The 24284-nt window shown below is 56.4% G+C and carries 23 protein-coding genes; 11 read left to right on the plus strand and 12 right to left on the minus strand.

Annotated elements, in window-relative coordinates:
- Window positions 1-16: 16 nt before the first annotated feature.
- Both yidA and F3J31_RS19420 read right to left on the minus strand, forming a co-directional pair.
- A complete protein-coding gene (gene yidA, locus F3J31_RS19415; protein ID WP_008500165.1) occupies window positions 17-829 on the minus strand; it encodes a sugar-phosphatase in 813 nt (270 codons plus the stop codon).
- Between the two features lie 114 nt (window positions 830-943).
- On the minus strand, window positions 944-1969 hold the full coding sequence (locus F3J31_RS19420) for an NAD(P)-dependent alcohol dehydrogenase (RefSeq protein ID WP_167214814.1): 1026 nt from the start codon (window positions 1967-1969) through the stop codon (window positions 944-946).
- Window positions 1970-2078: 109 nt separating this feature from the next.
- On the opposite strand from F3J31_RS19420, the gene F3J31_RS19425 reads away from it, so the two are divergent.
- A complete protein-coding gene (locus F3J31_RS19425; protein WP_045909363.1) occupies window positions 2079-3014 on the plus strand; it encodes a LysR family transcriptional regulator in 936 nt (311 codons plus the stop codon).
- 34 nt (window positions 3015-3048) lie between these two features.
- Here F3J31_RS19425 and gyrB read toward each other — a convergent pair whose 3' ends face one another.
- Genes gyrB through dnaA form a run of 4 tightly spaced genes read right to left on the minus strand, consistent with a single transcriptional unit; the run spans window position 3049 to window position 9061 of the window.
- On the minus strand, window positions 3049-5460 hold the full coding sequence (gene gyrB / locus F3J31_RS19430) for a DNA topoisomerase (ATP-hydrolyzing) subunit B (protein ID WP_045909362.1): 2412 nt from the start codon (window positions 5458-5460) through the stop codon (window positions 3049-3051).
- A gap of 28 nt (window positions 5461-5488) precedes the next feature.
- Complete coding sequence (gene recF / locus F3J31_RS19435) at window positions 5489-6562, minus strand: DNA replication/repair protein RecF (RefSeq protein WP_048030318.1); 1074 nt, start codon at window positions 6560-6562, stop codon at window positions 5489-5491.
- Window positions 6562-7662 (minus strand): DNA polymerase III subunit beta, encoded by a 1101-nt coding sequence (gene dnaN, locus F3J31_RS19440; protein WP_008500170.1) that lies wholly within the window; start codon window positions 7660-7662, stop codon window positions 6562-6564. The genes recF and dnaN overlap by 1 nt, the downstream gene beginning before the upstream one ends.
- Before the next feature lie 4 nt (window positions 7663-7666).
- Window positions 7667-9061: a chromosomal replication initiator protein DnaA gene (gene dnaA / locus F3J31_RS19445; RefSeq protein ID WP_039267117.1), complete on the minus strand. Its 1395-nt coding sequence runs from the start codon at window positions 9059-9061 to the stop codon at window positions 7667-7669.
- A 599-nt stretch (window positions 9062-9660) separates the two neighbouring features.
- On the opposite strand from dnaA, the gene rpmH reads away from it, so the two are divergent.
- From rpmH to F3J31_RS19490, 9 genes are all read left to right on the plus strand, one after another.
- Window positions 9661-9801, plus strand: a complete 141-nt coding sequence (gene rpmH, locus F3J31_RS19450; RefSeq protein WP_000831330.1) for a 50S ribosomal protein L34 — start codon at window positions 9661-9663, stop codon at window positions 9799-9801.
- 16 nt (window positions 9802-9817) lie between these two features.
- Entirely contained in the window at window positions 9818-10177 is a 360-nt protein-coding gene (gene rnpA / locus F3J31_RS19455; RefSeq protein ID WP_024907873.1) for a ribonuclease P protein component, read from the plus strand.
- Window positions 10141-10398: a membrane protein insertion efficiency factor YidD gene (gene yidD, locus F3J31_RS19460; RefSeq protein WP_001307474.1), complete on the plus strand. Its 258-nt coding sequence runs from the start codon at window positions 10141-10143 to the stop codon at window positions 10396-10398. Before rnpA ends, yidD begins: the two co-directional genes overlap by 37 nt.
- Window positions 10399-10400: 2 nt before the next feature.
- Window positions 10401-12044, plus strand: coding sequence for a membrane protein insertase YidC (yidC, locus tag F3J31_RS19465; protein ID WP_023617679.1), 1644 nt, complete (start codon window positions 10401-10403; stop codon window positions 12042-12044).
- Window positions 12045-12116: 72 nt separating this feature from the next.
- Window positions 12117-13481, plus strand: coding sequence for a tRNA uridine-5-carboxymethylaminomethyl(34) synthesis GTPase MnmE (gene mnmE, locus F3J31_RS19470; RefSeq protein WP_021242672.1), 1365 nt, complete (start codon window positions 12117-12119; stop codon window positions 13479-13481).
- A gap of 111 nt (window positions 13482-13592) precedes the next feature.
- Entirely contained in the window at window positions 13593-14768 is a 1176-nt protein-coding gene (locus F3J31_RS19475; protein WP_167214817.1) for an MFS transporter, read from the plus strand.
- The gene (gene yidZ / locus F3J31_RS19480; RefSeq protein ID WP_045909359.1) at window positions 14737-15708 is read left to right on the plus strand and encodes an HTH-type transcriptional regulator YidZ; all 972 of its coding nucleotides are present in this window, start codon (window positions 14737-14739) and stop codon (window positions 15706-15708) included. The genes F3J31_RS19475 and yidZ overlap by 32 nt, the downstream gene beginning before the upstream one ends.
- Window positions 15709-15830: 122 nt before the next feature.
- Window positions 15831-16577, plus strand: coding sequence for a phosphopantetheinyl transferase (locus F3J31_RS19485; RefSeq protein WP_167214820.1), 747 nt, complete (start codon window positions 15831-15833; stop codon window positions 16575-16577).
- A 36-nt stretch (window positions 16578-16613) separates the two neighbouring features.
- Window positions 16614-17180 carry an NADPH-dependent FMN reductase gene (locus F3J31_RS19490; protein WP_014833835.1) on the plus strand — a complete coding sequence of 189 codons (567 nt, stop codon included), beginning with the start codon at window positions 16614-16616 and terminating at the stop codon, window positions 17178-17180.
- Window positions 17181-17271: 91 nt separating this feature from the next.
- Here the strand turns inward: F3J31_RS19490 and adeP are convergent, their stop codons facing one another.
- Complete coding sequence (gene adeP / locus F3J31_RS19495; protein ID WP_021242668.1) at window positions 17272-18609, minus strand: adenine permease AdeP; 1338 nt, start codon at window positions 18607-18609, stop codon at window positions 17272-17274.
- A 165-nt stretch (window positions 18610-18774) separates the two neighbouring features.
- On the opposite strand from adeP, the gene yieH reads away from it, so the two are divergent.
- Window positions 18775-19440: a 6-phosphogluconate phosphatase gene (gene yieH / locus F3J31_RS19500; protein WP_032648584.1), complete on the plus strand. Its 666-nt coding sequence runs from the start codon at window positions 18775-18777 to the stop codon at window positions 19438-19440.
- A 31-nt stretch (window positions 19441-19471) separates the two neighbouring features.
- On the opposite strand, the gene F3J31_RS19505 is transcribed toward yieH, so the two are convergent.
- From F3J31_RS19505 to pstC, 5 genes are all read right to left on the minus strand, one after another.
- A complete protein-coding gene (locus F3J31_RS19505) occupies window positions 19472-20647 on the minus strand; it encodes an alpha/beta hydrolase-fold protein (protein ID WP_045909357.1) in 1176 nt (391 codons plus the stop codon).
- A 134-nt stretch (window positions 20648-20781) separates the two neighbouring features.
- Window positions 20782-21507, minus strand: a complete 726-nt coding sequence (phoU, locus tag F3J31_RS19510; protein WP_008500182.1) for a phosphate signaling complex protein PhoU — start codon at window positions 21505-21507, stop codon at window positions 20782-20784.
- A 26-nt stretch (window positions 21508-21533) separates the two neighbouring features.
- On the minus strand, window positions 21534-22307 hold the full coding sequence (pstB, locus tag F3J31_RS19515; protein ID WP_008500183.1) for a phosphate ABC transporter ATP-binding protein PstB: 774 nt from the start codon (window positions 22305-22307) through the stop codon (window positions 21534-21536).
- Window positions 22308-22354: 47 nt separating this feature from the next.
- Window positions 22355-23245 carry a phosphate ABC transporter permease PstA gene (pstA, locus tag F3J31_RS19520; RefSeq protein WP_024907882.1) on the minus strand — a complete coding sequence of 297 codons (891 nt, stop codon included), beginning with the start codon at window positions 23243-23245 and terminating at the stop codon, window positions 22355-22357.
- Complete coding sequence (gene pstC / locus F3J31_RS19525; protein WP_023309793.1) at window positions 23245-24204, minus strand: phosphate ABC transporter permease PstC; 960 nt, start codon at window positions 24202-24204, stop codon at window positions 23245-23247. Before pstC ends, pstA begins: the two co-directional genes overlap by 1 nt.
- Window positions 24205-24284: the final 80 nt, after the last annotated feature.

The raw sequence follows: 24284 nt of genomic DNA on the forward strand, positions 1-24284 counted from the left end.
TATAGCAAGCGGGTGTTTAGTTCAGCACAAACTTCTCAATGGCGTAAGCCACGCCGTCTTCGAGGTTAGATTTGGTGACAAAATTAGCCACTTCTTTCACCGACGGAATGGCGTTATCCATCGCCACGCCCATGCCCGCGAATTCAATCATCGCGATGTCGTTTTCCTGGTCACCCAGCGCCATGATTTCGTCCGGCTTGATGCCCAGCGCGTCGGCCAGCGATTTCACGCCGGTGCCTTTATTGACGCGTTTATCGAGGATTTCAAGGAAGTACGGCGCACTTTTCAGCACGGTGTATTTCTCTTTCACCTCGGCCGGAATGCGCGCAATCGCTTTATCCAGTATCTCCGGCTCGTCGATCATCATCACTTTCAGGAACTGGGTGGCCGGATCCATTTTCTCGGCTTCACAGAACACCAGCGGAATGGTCGCCACGTAGGATTCATGTACCGTGTAGTAGCTGATATCACGGTTGGCGGTATAAAGCGTATTGCGATCGAGGGCGTGGAAGTGGGAGCCCACTTCACGGGACAGTTTTTCCAGGAACCGGTAGTCATCGTAGCTCAGCGCGGTTTGCGCAACCGTACTGCCATCCGCGGCTTTCTGTACCAGCGCGCCGTTATAGGTGATGCAGTAGTCGCCAGGCTGATTCATGTGCAGCTCTTTCAGGTAGCTGTGCACGCCCGCATACGGTCGCCCCGTGGTGAGGACCACATTCACACCCTTGGCGCGTGCCGCGGCGATCGCGTTCTTAACGGCTGGAGAGATAGTGTGGTCTGGCAGCAACAGCGTGCCGTCCATATCGATTGCAATAAGTTTGATAGCCATGAGTTCCCCGGGATAAATGAGTGCTGCCTCATGCTAACGCGATTAAGCACACAAAAATAGAGCTATATTGCGCAACAAAAGCCCCCTTTTACGCTTCTCCCGGGGAATAAAAAATTACTCGCGAGTGAGAACGATTTTACCAAACGCACCGCGATCCAGATGCTCAAGTGCCTGTTCAAGCTCGTTAAAACGGTAGCGATGCTCAATCACGGGTTTCAGTCCGGTGACATCAACAGCGCGGACGAAATCTTCCAGCGCCCTGCGGTGTCCTACGCCGATCCCCTGAATGACGGGAGATTTCAGCAACAGTTCGCCAGCAGAGAGCGAAATGTCAGTGCCGGCCAGCACGCCAATGACCGAGATACGTCCATGAACGGCAACGGCGCGCAGGGAGTGCTTCAGGTTCTCCCCGCCCACGGTTTCAATAATATGGTCGATGCCGCGATCCTGCGTCAGTGCCAGCGTATTTTCAGCCCAGTCGCCTTTCAGGCGGTTGATGCCCTGGCTGGCCCCCAGTTTTTTGGCCAACGCCAGCTTTTCATCGCTCCCCGAGGTGACAAATACCTCTGCGCCGTGCGCTTTGGCAATTTGCAGGGCGAAAATCGCCACGCCGCCCGTCCCCTGTACCAGCACCGATTGCCCGGCGCGCAGCTGGCCGCGTTCCACCAGCGCGAACCAGGCGGTAAGCCCTGCACAGGGTAAGGTGCTAGCCTCTGCGTCATCCAGGGTTTCCGGTGATGCCGCCAGCGCGTCTTCCTTCACAATCACATACTCGGCCAGCATTCCCTGGAAGTATCCGCCGGACGTTCTATAGGGCAAATTGCGCGCGTCCGCCTGCGGTTTACCGTCGATCCACTCCGGGAAGAAGGTTGAGATAACGCGAGCGCCGGGCTGGAAACGCGTGACGCCTTCACCAACGCTGTCTACGACGCCCGCCATGTCAGACGCCGGAGTAAACGGGAAGGAAAGCGGAATCGGCATCGTGCCTTCAATCACCATTTTATCGCGATAGTTGAGCGCAACGGCATTCACCCGTACGCGTACTTCACCCGGGCCTGGCTGTGGAATGGGCTCCTGAGTGAGTGTGAGGCTCTCGCGCCCGAGGGCGTTCATCGTCCAGCGTTGCATTGTCTGCGTCATTTCTATCTCCTGCGATCAAATAAGCTTCAGTACCGACAGTCTAGCGTTGACTCCTAGTTACCAGTGGCGATAAGTTTTCGCTTTATTGATGCCTGAATGGATACAATCCATGACCGATACGCTGAAAGATATTCCTGTTTTTGTCGCTGCCGTGGAGGCAGGAAGCTTTGCACAGGCCGCAGTTCGCCTGCACCTGTCGCGCTCGGCGGTGGGAAAAAGCATTGCTCGCCTTGAGGAACGCCTCGGAGTACGGCTCTTTCAGCGCACCACACGCAGCCAGCGGCTGACCGATAACGGTGCCCTGTTCTACGAGCGCTGTCTGCGCGCGCTGGAGGAGATTCGGGGCGCAGAGTCGCTGCTTGAAACAGGGAAACAGCAGGTCAGTGGCCGCCTGCGTGTTGCCATGCCGGTGCTCTTTGGTCGCCAGTGTGTCGCGCCGCTGTTGATTGAACTGGCGCAGGAACACCCCGGGCTTGAGCTTGAAATGTCGTTCAGTGACCGCGTGGTGGATCTGGTAGAGGAAGGGTTTGATATGGCGGTGCGTAACGGCACGCTGCAGGACAGCAGCGTGCTGGTCGCCAGAAAGCTGGGGGAACACCGCATGGTGCTATGTGCCGCGCCGGATTATCTGCAGAAGAAAGGCCAGCCGCAAAGCGTGGCTGATTTACCCCATCATACGGCGATTAACTATCTGCGCGCAGGCAGAGTCCTCTCCTGGCAGCTGATGGATAATGAAGGGACCTCGCACAGCTTTACTCCTCGTTCATCACTCAATATGGATGATTTGCAGGCCATATGCGACGCGGCGTTGACCGGGCACGGCATTGCCTGGCTCCCCTGCTGGATGGCCATTAAAGAAATCCATCAGGGAAAACTCGTCCCGCTCCTGAAGCAGGCGCCGGATGTCCATTTTGACGTCCATGCTGTCTGGCAGCAGACGCCGCACCTGCCGCTGAGGGTAAGAATGGCCATAGACACGCTGGCGAGCCGTTTACCGTCCGTGATGTCGCTGGATATGCCTGCGCCCATAAAAAAGCCGCGCTAAAAGCGCGGCCAGTTATTGTGCGGTATAACGTCGATTAAATATCGATATTTGCCGCTTTCAGGGCGTTCTCTTCGATGAAGGCACGACGTGGTTCAACCGCATCGCCCATCAGGGTGGTGAACAGCTGGTCTGCAGCAATCGCGTCCTTAACGGTAACGCGCAGCATACGGCGGCTTTCCGGATCCATGGTGGTTTCCCACAGCTGCTCCGGGTTCATTTCGCCCAGACCTTTATAGCGCTGGATGGCGAGGCCGCGACGGGACTCTTTCACCAGCCAGTCCAGCGCCTGCTCGAAGCTGGCTACCGGCTGACGACGTTCGCCACGTTCGATGAACGCATCGTCTTCGATCAGGCCGCGCAGCTTCTCGCCGAGTGTGCAGATGCGACGGTATTCCGGACCGGTCACAAATTCGTGCTCCAGCGGGTAGTCGGTATCGACGCCGTGGGTACGCACGCGAACGATCGGCTCGAACTGATGATCGGCGTTCTGCTGAACATCGCATTTCCACTGGCTGCCGTGCTGCTCTTTCTCGTTCAGATCGGTCACCAGGGCGTTCACCCAGCGGGTGACGGTCTGCTCGTTGCTCAGATCGGCTTCGGTCAGGGTTGGCTGATAAACCAGCTCCTTCAGCAGCGTTTTCGGATAACGGCGTTCCATACGCGTAATCATTTTCTGCGTGGCGTTGAACTCGGACACCAGACGCTCCAGCGGCTCACCGGCCAGCGCAGGGGCGTGCGAGTTCGCGTGCAGGGTTGCGCCATCAAGTGCGATTGCGATTTGGTACTGATCCATCGCTTCGTCATCTTTGATGTACTGTTCCTGCTTGCCTTTCTTCACTTTGTACAGCGGCGGCTGGGCAATGTAGACGTGGCCACGTTCAACGATTTCAGGCATCTGACGATAGAAGAAGGTCAACAGCAGCGTACGAATGTGCGAGCCGTCGACGTCCGCATCGGTCATGATGATGATGCTGTGGTAGCGCAGTTTGTCCGGGTTGTACTCGTCACGGCCGATGCCGCAGCCCAGCGCGGTGATGAGCGTCGCCACTTCCTGAGAAGAGAGCATCTTGTCGAAGCGCGCCTTCTCAACGTTGAGGATTTTACCCTTCAGCGGCAGGATAGCCTGGTTCTTACGGTTACGGCCCTGCTTCGCAGAACCGCCCGCAGAGTCCCCTTCCACAAGGTACAGTTCGGACAGCGCCGGGTCGCGTTCCTGGCAGTCAGCCAGCTTGCCCGGCAGGCCGGCTAAGTCCAGCGCGCCTTTACGACGGGTCATTTCACGGGCTTTACGCGCCGCTTCACGGGCACGCGCCGCATCGATAATTTTGCCCACCACGATTTTCGCGTCGGACGGGTTTTCCAGCAGGTATTCGCTCAGCAGTTCGTTCATCTGCTGCTCAACCGCCGATTTCACCTCAGAAGAGACCAGCTTGTCTTTGGTCTGTGAGGAGAACTTCGGATCCGGCACCTTCACGGAGACAACGGCAATCAGGCCTTCACGGGCATCGTCACCGGTGGCGCTGACTTTCGCTTTCTTGCTGTAGCCTTCTTTGTCCATGTAGGCGTTCAGGGTACGGGTCATCGCCGCACGGAAGCCTGCAAGGTGAGTACCACCGTCACGCTGTGGAATGTTGTTGGTGAAGCAGTAGATGTTTTCCTGGAAACCGTCGTTCCACTGCAGCGCCACTTCTACGCCGATACCGTCTTTTTCGGTGGAGAAGTAGAAGATATTCGGGTGAATAGGCGTTTTGTTCTTGTTCAGATACTCAACGAACGCCTTGATACCGCCTTCGTAGTGGAAGTGGTCTTCTTTGTTGTCACGCTTGTCGCGCAGGCGAATCGAGACGCCGGAGTTCAGGAACGACAGTTCACGCAGGCGTTTCGCCAGGATGTCGTACTCGAACTCGGTGACGTTGGTGAAGGTTTCGAGGCTCGGCCAGAAACGCACCATGGTACCGGTTTTGTCGGTGTCGCCCGTAACGGCCAGTGGTGCCTGCGGCACGCCGTGCGTATAAAGCTGACGGTGGATTTTGCCTTCGCGCTGGATAACCAGCTCCAGCTTCTGCGACAGGGCGTTTACTACCGAAACACCCACGCCGTGCAGGCCGCCGGAAACTTTATAGGAGTTATCGTCGAACTTACCGCCTGCGTGCAGGACGGTCATGATCACTTCCGCCGCTGAGACGCCCTCTTCCGGGTGAATACCGGTTGGGATGCCACGACCGTCATCGGTAACGGAGACGGAGTTGTCCGCATGGATGGTGACCACGATGTCTTTACAGTGACCCGCGAGCGCTTCGTCGATAGCGTTATCTACCACCTCGAATACCATGTGGTGCAGACCGGTGCCGTCATCCGTGTCGCCGATATACATACCCGGGCGCTTACGCACCGCATCCAGCCCTTTCAGGACTTTGATACTGGAGGAGTCATAAGAATTCGACATCAACGTTTCTCGCTCATTTCAACTTGGGTTAATCCGTTATTTTACCCTTTTCCACGGTAAACATCTTCGAATTTTCGTCCGACATGTCTATAACGTGTTCAGCGCTTATTGCACTGACGAAAACCTGCGACTGCGTGGCTTTTAAGCGGCTGGCAAGCAGCCCGCGCCGCGCGTCGTCAAGTTCCGAGGCAAAATCATCTATCAGGTACAGGCAGCGTCGCCCGCTCTCGCGGGTGAGAAACTCCCCCTGTGCCAGGCGTAGCGCGCACATCAGGAGCTTGAGCTGCCCGCGCGACAGCGTGTCTTCCACCGGCGCACCGTCAGCACGAATGCGGAAATCCGCCTTGTGCGGGCCGTGCGCGGTGTAGGTCAACATGCGGTCGCGCTCGAAGCTTCTCTCTAACACCTCGGCATAGTCCGTCTCTTTCTCCCAGCCGCGCTGGAAGGAGAAGGTGAGAGAGAATTCAGGTAAAAACTGTTTGCAGGTGTCGGCCATGTCTTCGGCGATACCTGCGCTGTATTCGGCACGCCAGCGGCTGATCTGTTCCGCGAGAGGGATTAACTCCATGTCCCACGGACGCAACTGGGCGTAGCGCGTCACCTGACGCAGTGCGGCGTTACGCTGCTTGAGCAGACGCTTCAGATTGCTCCAGGCGTTAAAGAATCCGGCTTCGTTGTGAAAGCATCCCCAGTCGAGGAACGCTCTTCTGTATTTGGGGCCGCCGTTGAGTAAAGTAAACCCCTCGGGCGTGATCAGCTGCATCGGCATCAGCAGCGCCAGCTCGGCCACCTTGTGACCGTCGGTACCGTCGATGCGCACCTTGCTGTCGCCCTGCTTGTCTTTGGTCAGGCCGATGGCGGTCTCCCGCTCCTCGCCCTGTAAACGCCCGTGCAGAACAAAGGATTCCTGCTCGTGGCGAATGACGCGACCAATCTGCAAACTGCGAAACGCCCGGCCGTGGCCGAGCGTATAGATGGCTTCCAGCACGCTGGTTTTGCCGCTGCCGTTCGCGCCAACCAGGAAGTTAAAGCCAGGGGATAAAGCGAGATCCGCGCTCTCGATGTTGCGAAAGTCGCGGATCAACAGACGGGTGAGCGACATTACAGTCTCATTGGCATGACAACATAGGCAGCCGACTGTGATGCGGCATCTTCAATCTGTACGCTCGAAACGGAGTCGGTCAGCAGGATGCGCACGTTCTCGCATTTCAGCGCGTTCAGCACATCCAGCACGTAGCTAACGTTGAAGCCGATTTCCATCTCAGCCCCGGCGTAGGTGACGTCCAGAATCTCTTCTGCCTCTTCCTGCTCCGGGTTGTTGGCGGTGATTTTGATCTGGTTTTCACTCACGTACAGACGCACGCCGCGGAATTTCTCGTTAGAGAGTATGGCCGCACGCGCAAACGCCTGCTTGAGGCTATCACAACCGGCTTCCAGCGTTTTGTCCGGATTCTTCGGCAATACGCGGCGATAATCCGGGAAACGGCCATCAACCAGCTTCGATGTGAAGACAAAGTCGCCCACGTGAGCGCGGATGTTATTGCTGCCGATCTGCACGCGCAGCGGCGTGTCGCCACCGTCGAGCATACGCATCAGCTCAATCACCCCTTTACGCGGCACGATCACCGAATGGTTTGGCAGTGAGTCGCCAATCGGCATGGAACAGACCGCCAGACGGTGGCCGTCGGTCGCCACGGTACGCAGCTCTTCACCTTCGGTTTCGAACAACATGCCGTTTAAGTAGTAACGCACGTCCTGATGCGCCATGGAGAACTGCGTGGCTTCAATCAGACGCTTCATCGTCGCCTGCGGCAGGGTAAATTCCACTTCGCTCTGCCAGTCGTCCAGGTTCGGGAAGTCCGCAGCAGGCAGCGTGGAGAGCGAGAAACGGCTGCGGCCAGAGCGCACCAGCATACGGTCGCCTTCCAGCTGCACAGCGATTTCAGCGCCTTCCGGCAGCCCGCGGCAGATATCAAAGAATTTACGTGCCGGAACCGTGGTCGCGCCCGCGTCGTGCGGCTGCGTCAGCGTAACGCGCGCGATCATTTCCATTTCCAGATCTGTACCGGTCAGCGACAGCGTACCGTCCGCGACCTGAAGCAGCAGGTTTCCGAGAATAGGCAGCGTTGGGCGGCCGCCTAATGGGCCACTCACCTGTTGCAGCGGTTTTAATAAATGTTCACGTTCAACGGTAAATTTCATAGCGTCACGATGATAATGTTCTGATTAGATTGGAAAAATCTTCTTTTATGTCGTGGCTTTCTTCGCGTAACTGCTCAATCTTGCGACAAGCGTGCAGCACGGTCGTATGGTCACGGCCACCAAACGCATCCCCGATTTCCGGCAGACTGTGGTTGGTTAACTCCTTTGCCAGCGCCATCGCCATCTGACGCGGACGCGCCACCGAGCGGGAACGACGTTTAGACAGTAAATCTGCCACTTTGATCTTGTAGTACTCAGCCACCGTCTTTTGAATATTGTCGATAGTGACCAGTTTTTCCTGCAATGCCAGCAAATCGCGCAGCGCTTCACGCACAAAATCGATGGTGATCGCACGACCGGTGAAGTTGGCATTGGCGATAACGCGGTTCAGTGCCCCCTCCAGCTCACGCACGTTGGAGCGCAGACGCTTGGCAATGAAGAACGCCACTTCACCCGGCAGGCGAATGTCGTTTTCATCGGCTTTCTTCATCAGGATCGCGACGCGGGTTTCCAGCTCCGGTGGCTCGATCGCCACGGTCAGGCCCCAGCCGAAGCGGGATTTCAGACGATCTTCAACACCGTTGATCTCTTTTGGATAACGATCCGAGGTCAAAATGATCTGCTGATTACCTTCCAGCAGGGCGTTGAAGGTGTGGAAAAATTCTTCCTGCGATCGCTCTTTGTTGGCAAAGAATTGAATGTCATCGATCAGCAGCGCGTCAACGGAACGATAGTAGCGTTTAAACTCTTCGATCGCATTGTTTTGCAGGGCTTTTACCATGTCCTGAACGAAGCGTTCGGAGTGCATATACACCACTTTGGCATTGGGCTTGCGCGCCATAATGCCGTTGCCCACCGCATGAAGAAGGTGCGTTTTACCCAGACCCGTGCCGCCATACAGAAACAGCGGGTTGTAGGCCCCACCGGGGTTATCAGCAACCTGGCGAGCCGCCGCGCGCGCCAGCTGGTTCGACTTACCTTCAACGAAGTTATCGAACGTGTGTTTCACGTTTACGTTAGAGCGGTAGGTTGGCTCAGCCGGTGCGGGAACATTATCCCAGCCCTGACGAGCGGGTGCGACGCGAGGGGCCGGAACAGGAGCGGCCTGAGCAGGCGCTGCGACGTTCACGGTTTCACGAACGGTTTGGGTGACCGGCTTTGTACCCACTTCAAAGCGCAGCTGTGGGGCATCTGACCCGCAGAAATCGTTCAGCAGTCCATTGATGTTATTAAGGTATTTGTCCCTTACCCAATCGAGCACAAAACGGTTTGGCGCATACAAAGCCAGCGTGTTATCGCTCAGTTCCGCCTGCAACGGGCGGATCCACATACTGAATTCTGTGGCTGGTAACTCATCCTGCAATCGGGCAAGACACTGCTGCCAAAGCGAAAGTGACACGGCGGACTCCACTCGAACAATAAAAGAAAACTATTGAATATTCATGATTGTTGGCGCACATCGGCATGACCCTGTGTAAAGGGGGACGTGCGAATTGCTATCTGCAATTTATCCTGACCAGGATCCTGGGATCCCGATCGGGACCGCGGATCATAGCCTAAACTGAGCCAGAGATCTTCTGTTTCTCACAGATTCTTCCCGATTTATCCACAGGAAGATCAGAAACCGGTTAAGTGTAAACGATCCTGGCGCGAGTGCCCCACGATTTAGCCCGCATATTGGAAAAATTAATGAGCACAGACAATTTATTGCTTAAATGATCTAACGAAGATCCGGGACGATCCTTGCGCTTTGTCGGTGAGCCCGTATAATCCTCGACCCGGCGCGTGATGCTCATCTTCCTGCGTCGTCCGTTGCTCATTTTCCACGCGAAAACGTGCGGAAATACGCGGGAAATAAGGAAAGAGAATTGACTCCGGAGTGTACAATTATTACAATCCGGCCTCTTTAATCACCCACGCTGAGGCGTTAGTCGTTCGAAACTCGTTCGGGTATACGCAAAAGTCAGTGAATTTATTCAAGTTTAGGTAGAAATCGCCATGAAACGCACTTTTCAACCGTCTGTACTGAAGCGCAACCGTTCTCACGGCTTCCGTGCTCGTATGGCTACTAAAAATGGTCGTCAGGTTCTGGCACGTCGTCGTGCTAAAGGCCGCGCTCGTCTGACCGTTTCCAAGTAATAAAGCTAACCCCTGAGTGGTTAAGCTAGCATTTCCCAGGGAGTTACGTTTGTTAACTCCCGCTCATTTCACTTTCGTCTTCCAGCAGCCACAACGGGCTGGCACGCCGCAAATCACCATCCTCGGCCGCCAAAATTCGCTGGGGCATCCCCGCATCGGTCTCACAGTCGCCAAGAAAAATGTTAAGCGTGCGCATGAACGCAATCGGATTAAACGTCTGACGCGTGAAAGCTTCCGTTTACGTCAGCACGAACTGCCTTCAATGGATTTCGTGGTGGTGGCGAAGAAAGGGGTTGCCGACCTCGATAACCGTGCTCTCTCGGAAGCGTTGGAAAAATTATGGCGCCGCCACTGTCGCCTGGCTCACGGGTCCTGATAGCCCTCATTCGGGTCTATCAACGCCTGATTAGTCCGCTACTCGGGCCGCACTGCCGTTTCACACCAACATGCTCAAGCTACGGAATTGAGGCATTGCGCAGGTTTGGAGTGATAAAAGGCAGTTGGTTGACGGTGAAACGCGTATTAAAATGCCACCCTTTACACCCAGGTGGAGACGACCCCGTCCCCCCAGGACCCTTTGATACCAGAGAACACTAACGATGGATTCGCAACGCAATCTTCTTATCATCGCTTTGTTGTTCGTGTCTTTCATGATCTGGCAGGCGTGGGAGCAGGATAAAAATCCTCAACCACAACAGCAGGTCACGCAGACAACGACCACCGCAGCGGGTAGCGCCGCCGACCAGGGCGTACCGGCCAGTGGCCAGGGGAAACAGATTACGGTTAAGACCGATGTGCTTGAGCTGACTATCAACACCCGTGGTGGTGATGTTGAGCAGGCGCTGCTGTTAACCTACCCGAAAGAGCTGAAGTCTAACGAACCGTTCCAGTTACTGGAAACCACGCCTGAGTTTATCTACCAGGCGCAGAGCGGCCTGACCGGTCGTGATGGCCCGGATAACCCGGCTAACGGTGCGCGTCCACTGTATAACGTCGAGAACGACACCTTTGTGCTGGCTGATGGTCAGAACGAACTCGTGATCCCGATGACGTACACCGACGCCGCAGGCAACACCTTCACCAAAACCTTCACCCTGAAGCGCGGTGAATATGCGGTGAACGTGGGCTACAGCGTACAGAACGCCAGTGCGAAACCGCTGGAGCTGTCGACCTTTGGCCAGCTGAAGCAGTCCATCAATCTGCCGTCACACCGTGACACCGGAAGCAGCAACTTTGCGCTGCATACCTTCCGTGGCGCGGCGTACTCCACGCCTGACGCGAAGTACGAGAAATACAAATTCGACACCATTGCCGATAACGAAAACCTGAACGTCAGCGCTAAAGGCGGTTGGGTGGCGATGCTGCAGCAGTATTTCGCAACGGCATGGGTGCCAAATAACGACGGTACCAACAACTTCTACACCGCGAACCTGGGTAACGGTCTTGCCGCCATCGGCTACAAATCTCAGCCGGTTCTGGTACAGCCGGGTCAAACTGGTAAGCTGGCAAGCACCCTGTGGGTCGGCCCTGAAATTCAGGACAAAATGGCCGCTGTTGCGCCGCACCTGGATCTGACCGTGGATTACGGTTGGTTGTGGTTCATCTCTCAGCCGCTGTTTAAGCTGCTGAAGTTCATCCACAGCTTCCTGGGTAACTGGGGCTTCTCCATCATCGTTATCACCTTCATCGTTCGTGGCATCATGTACCCGCTGACCAAAGCGCAGTACACCTCCATGGCGAAGATGCGCATGCTGCAGCCGAAGATTCAGGCAATGCGTGAGCGTCTGGGCGATGACAAGCAGCGTCAGAGCCAGGAGATGATGGCCCTGTATAAAGCAGAGAAAGTGAACCCACTGGGTGGTTGCTTCCCGCTGCTGATTCAGATGCCAATCTTCCTTGCACTGTACTACATGCTGATGGGTTCCGTTGAGCTGCGCCACGCGCCGTTCGCACTGTGGATCCATGACTTGTCCGCACAGGACCCGTACTACATCCTGCCGATCCTGATGGGCGTGACGATGTTCTTCATCCAGAAGATGTCGCCGACCACCGTGACCGACCCGATGCAGCAGAAGATTATGACCTTTATGCCGGTCATCTTCACCGTGTTCTTCCTGTGGTTCCCGTCAGGTCTGGTGCTGTACTATATCGTCAGCAACCTGGTGACCATTATCCAGCAGCAGCTGATTTACCGTGGTCTGGAAAAACGTGGCCTGCATAGCCGCGAAAAGAAAAAGTCCTGATCCGATAAGTTAACGCTAAAATAAGGGCGGTCGATTGACCGCCTTTTTTATTTGTATTGAACGAGAGCAACCATGAGCCATAACGACACTATCGTCGCCCAGGCAACCCCACCGGGACGCGGTGGTGTAGGCATTCTGCGTATCTCCGGCCTGAAGGCACGCGAGGTGGCCGAAGCGGTACTGGGTAAGCTGCCAAAGCCGCGCTACGCTGATTACCTGCCGTTTAAAGATACCGACGGCACGCCGCTGGACCAGGGCATTGCGCTGTGGTTCCCCGGCCCGAACTCCTTTACCGGTGAAGACGTACTGGAGCTACAGGGCCACGGCGGCCCGGTTATCCTCGACCTGCTGTTAAAACGGATCCTGACCCTGCCGGGCCTGCGCATTGCGAAGCCGGGCGAGTTCTCCGAACGTGCCTTTCTCAACGACAAGCTCGACCTGGCGCAGGCGGAGGCGATTGCAGACCTGATCGACGCCAGTTCTGAACAGGCGGCCCGCTCCGCCCTGAACTCGCTGCAGGGGGCATTTTCCGCGCGTGTGAATCACCTTGTGGAAGCACTTACTCACCTGCGCATCTACGTGGAAGCGGCTATCGACTTCCCGGATGAGGAGATCGATTTTCTCTCTGACGGTAAAATTGAAGCCCAGCTCAACCAGGTGATGGCCGATCTCGACGCCGTTCGCGCCGAAGCGCGCCAGGGCAGCCTGCTGCGCGAAGGGATGAAGGTGGTGATTGCCGGACGCCCTAACGCCGGGAAATCTAGCCTGCTAAACGCCCTGGCGGGCCGTGAAGCGGCAATCGTGACCGACATTGCCGGTACCACTCGCGACGTGCTGCGCGAGCACATCCACATCGACGGCATGCCGCTGCACATCATCGATACCGCCGGTCTGCGCGATGCCAGCGACGAGGTTGAGCGCATCGGTATCGAACGCGCCTGGCAGGAGATCGAGCAGGCCGACCGCGTGCTGTTTATGGTGGACGGCACCACGACCGACGCCGTTGACCCGGCGGAGATCTGGCCGGACTTTATCGCCCGTCTCCCGGCTAAACTGCCGATCACCGTGGTGCGTAACAAAGCGGACGTGACCGGCGAAACGCTCGGTATCAGCGATGTGAATGGTCACTCACTGATTCGCCTGTCGGCGCGGACCGGTGAAGGCGTGGACGACCTGCGTAACCATCTCAAGCAGAGCATGGGCTTTGACACCAGCATGGAAGGCGGCTTCCTCGCGCGTCGCCGTCACCTTCAGGCGCTGGAAGAAGCGGCGAACCATCTCGTTCAGGGTAAAGCGCAGCTGATCGGCGCGTGGGCGGGTGAACTGCTGGCGGAAGAGCTGCGTCTGGCGCAGCAGAATCTGAGCGAGATCACCGGGGAGTTTACGTCGGACGATCTGCTGGGACGGATCTTCTCGAGCTTCTGTATTGGTAAGTAATTCCCGCTAATCCATGGTGATTTCCTCCAGGGAAATCACCATTGTCCAAATGGCAACTCGCCTAATCCCTTTTCACCCCCTATCCTGCATGCCTGCATCTATGGGGGGTTTATGGCGCGTTTTCTGTTTTGTAGTTTCGCATTAGTTCTGCTTTATCCGTCCGGTATTGATATGTATCTGGTGGGATTACCGCATATCGCCCGCGATCTGGGCGCCAGCGAAGCGCAGCTGCATATTGCGTTTTCGGCCTACCTCGCGGGGATGGCGTCGTCGATGGTCTTTGCCGGGAAGATCGCGGATAAAGCAGGCCGCCAGCCTGTCGCTATCGCCGGAGCCATCGTTTTTGCCCTGGCGTCCCTTCTTTGCTCACAGGCGCAGAACAGCACCGTGTTCCTGACCGGGCGCTTTATCCAGGGCATCGGGGCGGGTGGTTGCTACGTGGTGGCGTTTGCCATTTTGCGCGACACCTTAAGCGCCCAGCGTCGCGCCAAAGTGCTGTCGATGCTGAACGGCATTACCTGCATCATCCCGGTGCTGGCCCCGGTCGTGGGCTATCTGATCATGCTGAAATTCCCGTGGCAGAGCCTGTTCTGGACCATGGCAGCGATGGGCGCGCTGGTGTTTATCCTGTCGATCGCCGTGCTGAAAGAGACCCACCCAGGCTCGCAGAATACCGGCCATACCGCAACCATTCACCCGGCAGAGAAGCTTCTCAACCGCTTTTTCCTCAGCCGTCTGACCGTGACCACGTTAAGCGTGGCGGTGATCCTGACCTATGTAAACGTTTCCCCGGTGTTGCTGATGGAGACCATGGGCTTCGATCGCGGTGAGTATTCCACGGTGATGGCATTGACCGCTCTGGTCAGTATGGCTGTGTCGTTCTCCACCCCGTTTGCGCTGAATATCTTCCGCCAGCGCACGCTGATGCTGACCTCACAGGTTTTATTCCTCGCCGCAGGCGCGATCCTGGCGACTACCAGCTCACATGCGGTGATGCTGGTGGGCATTACGCTCATTTGTGCCGGGTTCTCGGTTGGCTTTGGCGTGGCGATGAGCCAGGCGCTTGGTCCCTTCTCGCTGCGGGCAGGCGTGGCCAGCTCGGTGCTGGGTATCGCGCAGGTCTGCGGCTCGTCGCTGTGGATTTGGCTGGCGGCAGTCATCGGGCTTAACGCGCTGAATATGCTGATCGGGGTTCTGATTGGCTGTAGCATACTGTGCATTACCTTACTTATGGTCATCCGGCCCGCGGCGCACTATGAAGAAGCCCATCAGCAGTCTCGATCTTAACCTGTTGCTCTGCCTGCAGCTTTTGCTGCAGGAGCGCAGCGTTACCAAAGCGGCGAAGCGGATGAACGTGACGCCGTCAGCGGTGAGCAAATCGCTGGCTAAGCTGCGCGACTGGTTCGATGATCCGCTGTTTGTCAAAACGCCGCTAGGGCTGCTGCCGACGCCGCTGACGGTGAGCCTGGAGCAGGATCTGGCTGACTGGATGCAAATCGGCAACCAGATCCTCGATAAATTCCACCATGACTCTCCGGGCGGGCTGACGTTCGTGCTGGCCGCGGAAACGCCGCTGATGCTGATCCGCTTCAATACCCTGCTGGAGCAGGTGAACCAGCGCTATCCGCAGGCGACGGTGAAAATGCGCCAGTGGGATTACGACTCGCTGGACGCGATTACGCGTGGCGAGGTGGATTTGGGCTTCACCGGGCGTGAAACGCATCCGCGATCCCGCGAGCTGCTTAAGCTGATGCCGTGGTTTATCGACTACGAAATCCTGTTCAGCGACCGCCCCTGCGTCTATCTGCGCGAGGATCATCCGGCGCTTCAGCAAGAGTGGAATCTGGAGACCTTCCTGCGCTATCCCCATATCAGCATCTTCTGGGAACGCAGCGATACCTGGGCGCTGGATGAGGTGCTAAAGGAGATGGGACGCGAGCGCACGATCGCCATGAGCCTGCCGGGCTTCGAACAGGCGATGTTTATGGCGGCGCAGCCCGGCCATCACTATATCGCCACCGCCCCGCACTACTGTCACCACTACAATGAACTCCACCAGCGGAAGCTGATCGCCCTTCCCATTCCGATTGATGAGGAGCAGGCGGAAAAATTGACCGTGCCCTTCACGCTGATCTGGCATAAGCGGAACAGCCATAATCCAAAAATCCTCTGGCTGCGGGAGACCATCAAGGCGCTGTACGGTGCGAGCGATCCAATTTTTGCCTAAGAAAATGTAAAGTTCGGTCCTAAGGCTTCTCTTACGCCCATTTACTGATTAAAACAGGAGGCAAGTTAAGCGATAATCATGTAACCGTTTAACCGATTACGACCATTATCAAGGAGCGAAAAATGGCTACGCACTTTGCAAGAGGGATACTGACAGAAGGACGTCTCGTATCGGCAAGAATTTCTTCAGCCTGTCACCGTGAAGCACTCACGCTTCCGGAGCACCGCAGGTCGCGGTTTTTAGCGTCCCGGGCGCTTCTCGCGGAACTGCTGTTTATGCTGTACGGCACCAGCGAGCTGCCGGATATCATTACCCAGCCAGAAGGCCGTCCGGTCTTTTCTGACCCGGATCTCCCTCGTTTTTCCATTGCCTACACGGGCAATATCATTGGCGTCGCGCTAACCACCGAGGGGGACTGTGGGCTCGATATGGAACTTCAGCGTGCGACGCGCAGCTTCCATGGCGCTAATGCGCATGAAGACTATCCACTCTCCAGCAATGAGAAGCTGTGGGTACGCAACCAGAACGATCCTGTCGAAGCCAGAGCGCAGCTCATTACCTTGCGCCAGAGCATTCGTAAGCTCTGCGGATGCGCCTCAGACGACGCCAGCCTGCTGCAGCTGTTGCCAGGCTCCGGACGTCTGCGCGCCACCCAGGCCACGCTGGTAGAAGCGCTCTGCGACGCTGAGGATGTGCTCATTTGGTCCATCGCGGTGACCCCCGCCATCGAACGCATGAAAATCTGGGAATTTGACAGTCAACAGGGATGGCGTAGCCTTCCTGATGTGCCCGAGCGCGCCAACGAGCCCGCCGCACGTCTGATGCGATTAACCAGTTTACCGGCAGAAAAAGCATTTACCCTAAGCTGATCCAATCAGGGTCATCATGATGAAACAGGAGTAATCATGTCTGATACGTTGAAAGTCGTTACGTTACTGGGAAGCCTGCGCAAAGGTTCATTTAACGGGATGGTCGCCCGCACGCTGCCACAGCTGGCGCCTGCAGGTATGGAAATTAGCGCCCTGCCGTCTATTGGCGATATTCCGCTTTATGATGCTGACGTACAGCAGGAAGAAGGGTTCCCTCAGAGCGTTGAGGCGCTGGCCGAACAGATCCGCCAGGCTGACGGCGTGGTCATCGTCACGCCAGAGTACAACTACTCTGTACCCGGTGGTCTGAAGAATGCCATCGACTGGCTGTCCCGTTTACCTGAGCAGCCGCTGTCAGGCAAACCGGTGCTGATCCAGACCAGCTCCATGGGCGCGATTGGCGGCGCGCGCTGCCAGTATCACCTGCGTCAGATCCTGGTCTTCCTCGATGCGATGGTGATGAACAAGCCGGAATTTATGGGCGGAGTGATTCAGAACAAGGTCGACCCGCAAACGGGTGAGGTGGTGGATCAGAGCACGCGCGACCATCTCTCTGGCCAGTTGACGGCGTTCGGGGATTATATTAAGCGGGTTAAAGCCTGATAAAAAAGCCCGGTGGCGCTAGCGCTTACCGGGCCTACACTCGTCAGTAGGTCAGGTAAGCGAAGCGCCACCTGACACCACAAACCGCACCTTAGTGCGCGTCAATAAACACAATCTTCAGCACAAACAGCAGCGCCACAACGATGACGCACGGGCTGAGGTCGCGGAAACGACCGGTACCGATCTTCATTACGCAGTAAGAGATAAAGCCCAGTGCGATACCTTCGGTAATCGAGAAGCTGAACGGCATCATCACGGCGGTAATAAACGCCGGCACCGCTTCGGTTAAATCATCCCACTTCACGCGAGACAGGCTGGAGGTCATCAGCACCCCCACGTAGATCAGCGCACCCGCCGCCGCGTACGGAGGCACCATGCCCGCCAGTGGCGAGAGGAAGATCACCAGCAGGAACAGAATACCCACCACAACCGCCGTCAGGCCGGTACGGCCACCCACAGAAACCCCGGAAGAGGATTCAATGTAAGCGGTAACAGACGAGGTTCCGATAAATGAGCCGGTCACAGAGGAGATACTGTCCACAAACAGCGCCTGCTTCATGCGCGGGAATTTGCCTTTCTCATCTGCCAGACCCGCTTTGTCGGTCACGCCGATCAGCGTACCGGAGGAGTCGAACAGGTTCACCAGCATGAAGGAGAAAATCACGCCCGCCAGGCCCAGGTTCAGGGAACCCGCCAGATCAACATGACCAACAACGGTAGAGACGCTCGGTGGCGCGGAAACGATGCCGTTATAGTGAACGTCGCCCAGCATCCAGCCCAGCAGCGTGGTGACCACGATGGACACCAGCACCGCCGCATGAATATTGCGGGAAGCCAGGATCGCGATGATAAAGAAGCCCAGCACTCCCAGCAGCACGTTATGAGAGGTCAGGTGACCGATGCTCACCAGCGTATCCGGGTTCGCCACGATAACACCGGCGTTTTTCAGCCCCATCATCCCGATAAACAGACCGATACCGCTGGTAATGCCCACGCGCAGGCTCACGGGGATGTTCGCAATCATCCAGTAACGCACGCGGAAAATGGTCAGCAGCAGCAGGCCAACCGCGCCCCAGAAGATGGCGCCCATACCCACCTGCCACGGCAGACCCATCGCCTGAACCACCACGAAGGCAAAGAACGCATTCAGACCCATCGCCGGGGCCAGCGCGACCGGCAGGTTAGCGAACACGCCCATCAGAATGCTGCCAAGGGCTGCGATCAGACAGGTTGTTACGAAGACGGCGCTGGTATCCATGCCAGCAACGCCCAGAATTTGAGGGTTAACAAAAACGATATAGACCATCGTCAGGAAGGTGGTGAAACCGGCGATCACTTCGGTGCGTGCCGTCGTGCCGTGCTCGCGCAGTTTAAACACGCGCTCAAGCAGACCCTGACCAGATGTCTGGGTAGTGTGTTGTTGACTCATCATCAATTTCCGAACAAGGAGGGAAAATTCGTCGCTATCCTATACCAAAATGCGACAATAGTGGCGGTTACGTGATACTTTTTTCATTGAATTTGCTTATACGGCAACGATTGCGTTCCGGTGAACTGCCGTACGTAAACGTTAAACTGGTTAAAAGGGAAAGGCATGTCCGGAATTGAAGCGGTATTTTTCGACTGCGACGGTACGCTGGTCGACAGTGAGGTCATTTGTTCCCGCGCGTATGTGGCCATGTTCCAGGAATTTGGCATTACGCTGGAACTCGAAGAGGTGTTTAAACGCTTTAAGGGCGTGAAGCTCTACGAGATCATCGACATCATTAACGAAGAACACGGCGTCGTTCTTGAGAAGGCGGCTCTGGAACCGGTGTACCGCGCCGAGGTTGCACGCCTGTTCGATTCGGAGCTGGAGGTGATTCCGGGCGCAAACGCGCTGCTGGATGCCATGACGGTGCCGATCTGCGTGGTCTCCAACGGTCCGGTCAGCAAAATGCAGCACTCGCTGGGCAAGCTTGAGATGCTGCACCACTTTCCGGAAAAATTGTTCAGCGGCTACGATATCCAGCGCTGGAAGCCGGACCCGGCACTGATGTTCCATGCGGCAAAGGCGATGAACGTTAACGTAGAGAACTGCATTCTGGTGGATGACTCGTCTGCGGGCGCGCAGTCGGGGATTGATGCGGGAATGGAGGTGTTTTACTTCTGCGCCGACCCGCACAACAAGCCGATCGATCATCCCAAAGTCACGACCTTCACCGATCTGGCGCAACTACCCGCGCTGTGGAAGGCCCGCGGGTGGGATATTACGCGTTAAGCAGACCCTCCCGGCAGGGAGGGCGACAGGTTTATCTGAAGAGTTTTTGAACAAACTCAGCATAGGCCGGACGCCAGACATCCATTTCGTGATTCAGACCGGGGTACATTTTATAGTCGAATTTGATGCCCTGCTTTTCCAGCTCCGCTTTCAGACCGGCGATATCTTTGCCGGTCACCGAATCGCGCTCTCCCACGACGACGGTGAAGTTATGCAGCTGACGATTAATGGCCTCCGGCTGCTTAAAGCGTGCGGCCACGCCGTCGTCAGGTACGGTTGTTGTGGTAACGCCGCTGAACGTTCCCAGCCAGCCGAAGCTGTCCAGATGGTTCATACCGGATACGAGCGCCTGATAGCCGCCCTGTGACAACCCCGCCAGCGCCCGGCCATCAGCATCTTTACGCACGTTGAAGCGTGTATCCACCAGCGGAATAATCTCGCTCATCAGTTCACGGTCTGCGGCTTTCGCATTGAGCGGATAGAAAGACTTCCGTCGTTCTGCCGGGGGGAAATTCTCGGGAATGGCCTCAGCGCTCTCCGTCTCGGTATCGGGTACGACCACCAGCATCGGTTTGATTTTCCCCTCGGCCATCAGGTTATCCATCATTTGCGGCAGGCGGCCCTGATCGATTGCCGAGAGCCCGGTATCCCCAAAGCCATGGTAGAAGTAGAGCACCGGTAGAGGTTCCCCTTTGCCGTTGTAGCCAGGGGGAGTCCATACATAAACGCGACGCTCTGACTTGAGTGACGGCGAGTGCCAGGTCAGGGTGGTGAGATCGCCATGCGGTACGGCACGATCGTCGAGAATGCTGCCCGGAACCAAAATCAGGCTGGTGTTCACCTGCCGCTGAGGTTTTTGATAGCGGCTTCCCGTGTCAACTGAACGGAAACCATCGATATCGAAATAATATTCGTAGAGATTCGGGGCCATCGGCTCACTTTTCCATGTCCAGACGCCATTTTTCTCTTTCGTCATATCATGGGAAACCTGGGTTTCAGGCATTGACCCTGTCACCACGGAGACTCGCGTTGCGCCGGGCGCAAACAGGCGAAACGTAATGCTTTTATCCGCATTGACCTGCGTCACATAGCGGCTGACCGGGGTAGCCGGGTCGGGTGTCGCTGGCAATGGTGCGGCAATCACGTTTGTTCCAGCACCGATCCCGATGCTGATAGCCATCGCCAGGCACGCTAATGAATTTTTCATATCCCATCCTTTGCTGTTTTTTTCGTCTCACGTTAGCGCGTTTCGAACGTCAGGCAACGGATGAAGGGGAGAATTGTGATTACTATAGAAATAATAACGCCGGTAAGTACCGGCGTTATTATCAGATGACAGGATTACTCTTTCGGATCTTTACCCGCCAGCAGCTTGTCCAGCTCGTCGCCGCCCACGTGACGGAAGTCCTGACCCTTCACGAAGTAGAAAATGTATTCGCAAATGTTCTGGCAGCGGTCGCCAATACGCTCGATGGAGCGCGCGCAGAACAGGGCCGTCAGTACGCTTGGGATCGTACGGGAATCTTCCATCATGTAGGTCATCAGCTGACGCACGATGCCTTCATACTCCTGATCGACCTTCTTATCTTCACGGTAGATACGCACCGCTTCGTCCAGATCCATACGTGCAAAGGCATCCAGCACGTCGTGCAGCATCTGCACGGTGTGGCGGCCCAGCGACTCCAGGCTGACCAGCAGCGGCTGATGCTGCTGAGAGAACTTCTCCAGCGCGGTGCGGCAGATTTTATCGGCGACGTCACCGATACGTTCCAGCTCGGCGATGGTTTTGATGATCGCCATCACCAGACGCAGGTCGCTCGCCGTCGGCTGACGCTTCGCGATAATGCGCACGCAGGCTTCGTCGATAGCGACTTCCATCATGTTGACGTTTTTATCGCCTTCAATGACGCGCTTCGCCAGCTCGCTGTCCTGGTTGTGCATCGCCGTAATCGCATCAGAAAGCTGCTGCTCGACCATGCCGCCCATGGTCATCACCTGGGTGCGAATGCTTTCCAGCTCTGCGTTGAACTGGCCGGAAATGTGTTTATTAAGATTGAGGTTGTCCATGGTTTCTCCACATGCACTAAGGCAAATCAACCGTAGCGGCCAGTAATATAATCTTCGGTTTGTTTCTTCGCGGGCTTAGTGAACAGATCGTCCGTGTTACTGAACTCAATCAATTCACCCAGGTACATAAACGCCGTGTGATCGGAACAACGTGCAGCCTGCTGCATGTTGTGGGTCACGATAACCACGGTGTAATCCTGCTTCAGCTCGGTGATCAGTTCTTCAATACGACCGGTTGAAATCGGGTCCAGCGCTGAACACGGCTCATCCAGCAGCAACACTTCCGGGCGAATCGCAATACCGCGCGCAATGCACAGACGCTGCTGCTGACCACCGGAGAGAGAGTACCCGCTCTGGTGCAACTTATCTTTGGTTTCGTTCCATAATGCGGCCTTGGTCAAAGCCCACTGCACGCGCTCATCCATATCGGCACGGGAGAGCTTTTCAAACAGGCGAACGCCAAAGGCGATGTTGTCATAAATGGACATCGGGAACGGCGTGGGTTTCTGGAACACCATCCCCACTTTCGCGCGCAGCAGGGCAATATCCTGAGCCTGGGTCAGAATGTTTTCACCGTCGAGGATGATTTCCCCTTCAGCGCGCTGCTCCGGATAGAGCGAATACATTTTGTTAAAGGTACGCAGCAGCGTGGATTTCCCACAGCCGGACGGACCGATAAATGCCGTGACCTGGTTCTTTGCGATATCCAGGTTGATGTTCTTCAGGGCATGGAATTTGCCGTAGTAGAAGTTCAAATCACGAACCTGAATCTTACCCGGGGCAGTATCAACCATACTCATTGACTCATTTCCTCATTCGGCGCCGCGAGCTGCCGCGCCGTAAAAAATTAACCGTGTTTCTTCTTCGCGAAAATGACGCGCGCCAGAATGTTCAGCAACAGTACGCAAAGGGTAATGATCAGCACCCCGGCCCAGGCCAGCTGCTGCCATTCCGCGAAGGGGCTCATCGCAAATTTAAAGATCGTCACCGGCAGGTTGGCGATCGGCTGCATCATATCCGTGCTCCAGAACTGGTTGGAGAGGGACGTAAACAGCAGCGGCGCCGTTTCACCCGCGATACGCGCCACCGCCAGCAGGATACCGGTCATGATCCCGGAGACCGACGCCTTCAGCGTAATCGCAGAGATCATCTTCCATTTCGGCGTACCCAGCGCGTAAGCGGCTTCACGCAGGCTGTCCGGCACCAGTTTCAGCATGTTCTCGGTGGTTCGAATCACAATCGGCACCTGCAGCAGCGCCAGCGCAATGACGCCCGCCCAGCCGGAGAAGTGTTCCATCTGCGCCACCACCACGGTGTAAACGAACAGACCCACGACGATAGACGGGGCTGACAACAAAATGTCGTTAATGAAGCGAATCACTTCCGCCAGCCAGGATTTACGGCCGTATTCTGCCAGGTAGATGCCCGCCATGATGCCCAGCGGCGTGCCGAAGACCGTCGCCCAGAGGATCAGCAGTCCGCTGCCCGCCAGGGCATTCGCCAGGCCACCACCCGCCGTGTTCGGCGGCGGCGTCATTTCGGTGAACAGCGACAGTGACATTCCGTCAATCCCACGAACGACCGTCGAGAAGAGGATCCAGACCAGCCAGAACAGGCCGAATGCCATCGTCGCCATAGAGAGCGTCAGGGCAATGCGGTTTTTCATGCGGCGTCTGGCCTGCATTTTGCGGCGGGATTCCGCCAGTTCAGCAGTTGCTTGCATTTCGAGAGTGGCCATTAGCGTGCTCCCTCATTTTTAGCGAGACGCATAATCATCAGCTTGGAAATCGCCAGAACAATGAAGGTAATAACGAACAGAATCAGACCCAGCTCCATCAGCGCCGCGACGTGCAGACCCGATTCCGCTTCCGCAAATTCATTCGCCAGCGCAGAGGTAATACTGTTACCCGGCATATAGAGCGACGCGCTGTCGAGCTGGTAGGTGTTACCGATGATAAAGGTGACCGCCATGGTTTCACCCAGCGCGCGACCTAAGCCCAGCATCACGCCCCCGATCACCCCATTTTTGGTGAACGGAAGGACGATGCGCCAGATCACTTCCCAGGTGGTGCAGCCGATACCGTAGGCCGACTCTTTCATCATCACCGGCGTTTGTTCGAAGACATCGCGCATAACCGCCGCAATGTACGGAATAATCATGATGGCGAGGATCACGCCAGCCGCCAGAATGCCGATACCGAAAGCCGGGCCAGAGAACAGGGCCCCCACAAACGGAATGGCAGAGAGGACGTTACCCACCGGTTCCTGGAAGTACGTGGCGAACAGCGGCGCAAAGATGAACAGGCCCCACATGCCGTAGACGATACTCGGAATAGCTGCCAGCAGTTCGATGGCGATCCCCAGCGGACGACGCAGCCAGCCCGGCGCCAGCTCCGTCAGGAACAGGGCAATACCAAAGCTTACCGGAACCGCAATCAGCAGGGCGATGAACGAGGTCACCAGCGTGCCGTAAATTGGCACCAGGGCACCGTAGATGTCGTTCGGCGCGTCCCACTCTTTGGTCCACAGGAAGGAGAAACCGAATTTCTGGATGCTCGGCCAGGAGGAGAAAATCAGAGACACGATAATGCCGCCCAGCAGCAATAGCACAATCAGCGCAGCCAGTTTGACCAGCGCGCTGAAAATCATGTCACCTTTTTTACCCGGAGGGTTAAATGCAGGCTTGGTTGCAGCCATAAATTACTCTTCTGTTAAACGCGTTTACGAAATCGCCGGGTGGCGCTTGCGCTTACCCGGCCTACAGTCGGAACCGTAGG

Source organism: Enterobacter sp. Acro-832 (assembly GCF_011752745.1).
GTDB lineage: Bacteria > Pseudomonadota > Gammaproteobacteria > Enterobacterales > Enterobacteriaceae > Enterobacter > Enterobacter quasiroggenkampii.

Bases quoted from the DNA above. Each gene is read 5' to 3' on its own strand.
- yidA (WP_008500165.1), bottom strand. From the start codon at position 829: ATGGCTATCAAACTTATTGCAATCGATATGGACGGCACGCTGTTGCTG.
- F3J31_RS19420 (WP_167214814.1), bottom strand. From the start codon at position 1,969: ATGACGCAGACAATGCAACGCTGGACGATGAACGCCCTCGGGCGCGAG.
- F3J31_RS19425 (WP_045909363.1), top strand. From the start codon at position 2,079: ATGACCGATACGCTGAAAGATATTCCTGTTTTTGTCGCTGCCGTGGAG.
- gyrB (WP_045909362.1), bottom strand. From the start codon at position 5,460: ATGTCGAATTCTTATGACTCCTCCAGTATCAAAGTCCTGAAAGGGCTG.
- recF (WP_048030318.1), bottom strand. From the start codon at position 6,562: ATGTCGCTCACCCGTCTGTTGATCCGCGACTTTCGCAACATCGAGAGC.
- dnaN (WP_008500170.1), bottom strand. From the start codon at position 7,662: ATGAAATTTACCGTTGAACGTGAACATTTATTAAAACCGCTGCAACAG.
- rpmH (WP_000831330.1), top strand. From the start codon at position 9,661: ATGAAACGCACTTTTCAACCGTCTGTACTGAAGCGCAACCGTTCTCAC.
- yidD (WP_001307474.1), top strand. From the start codon at position 10,141: ATGGCGCCGCCACTGTCGCCTGGCTCACGGGTCCTGATAGCCCTCATT.
- yidC (WP_023617679.1), top strand. From the start codon at position 10,401: ATGGATTCGCAACGCAATCTTCTTATCATCGCTTTGTTGTTCGTGTCT.
- mnmE (WP_021242672.1), top strand. From the start codon at position 12,117: ATGAGCCATAACGACACTATCGTCGCCCAGGCAACCCCACCGGGACGC.
- F3J31_RS19475 (WP_167214817.1), top strand. From the start codon at position 13,593: ATGGCGCGTTTTCTGTTTTGTAGTTTCGCATTAGTTCTGCTTTATCCG.
- yidZ (WP_045909359.1), top strand. From the start codon at position 14,737: ATGAAGAAGCCCATCAGCAGTCTCGATCTTAACCTGTTGCTCTGCCTG.
- F3J31_RS19485 (WP_167214820.1), top strand. From the start codon at position 15,831: ATGGCTACGCACTTTGCAAGAGGGATACTGACAGAAGGACGTCTCGTA.
- F3J31_RS19490 (WP_014833835.1), top strand. From the start codon at position 16,614: ATGTCTGATACGTTGAAAGTCGTTACGTTACTGGGAAGCCTGCGCAAA.
- adeP (WP_021242668.1), bottom strand. From the start codon at position 18,609: ATGAGTCAACAACACACTACCCAGACATCTGGTCAGGGTCTGCTTGAG.
- yieH (WP_032648584.1), top strand. From the start codon at position 18,775: ATGTCCGGAATTGAAGCGGTATTTTTCGACTGCGACGGTACGCTGGTC.
- F3J31_RS19505 (WP_045909357.1), bottom strand. From the start codon at position 20,647: ATGAAAAATTCATTAGCGTGCCTGGCGATGGCTATCAGCATCGGGATC.
- phoU (WP_008500182.1), bottom strand. From the start codon at position 21,507: ATGGACAACCTCAATCTTAATAAACACATTTCCGGCCAGTTCAACGCA.
- pstB (WP_008500183.1), bottom strand. From the start codon at position 22,307: ATGAGTATGGTTGATACTGCCCCGGGTAAGATTCAGGTTCGTGATTTG.
- pstA (WP_024907882.1), bottom strand. From the start codon at position 23,245: ATGGCCACTCTCGAAATGCAAGCAACTGCTGAACTGGCGGAATCCCGC.
- pstC (WP_023309793.1), bottom strand. From the start codon at position 24,204: ATGGCTGCAACCAAGCCTGCATTTAACCCTCCGGGTAAAAAAGGTGAC.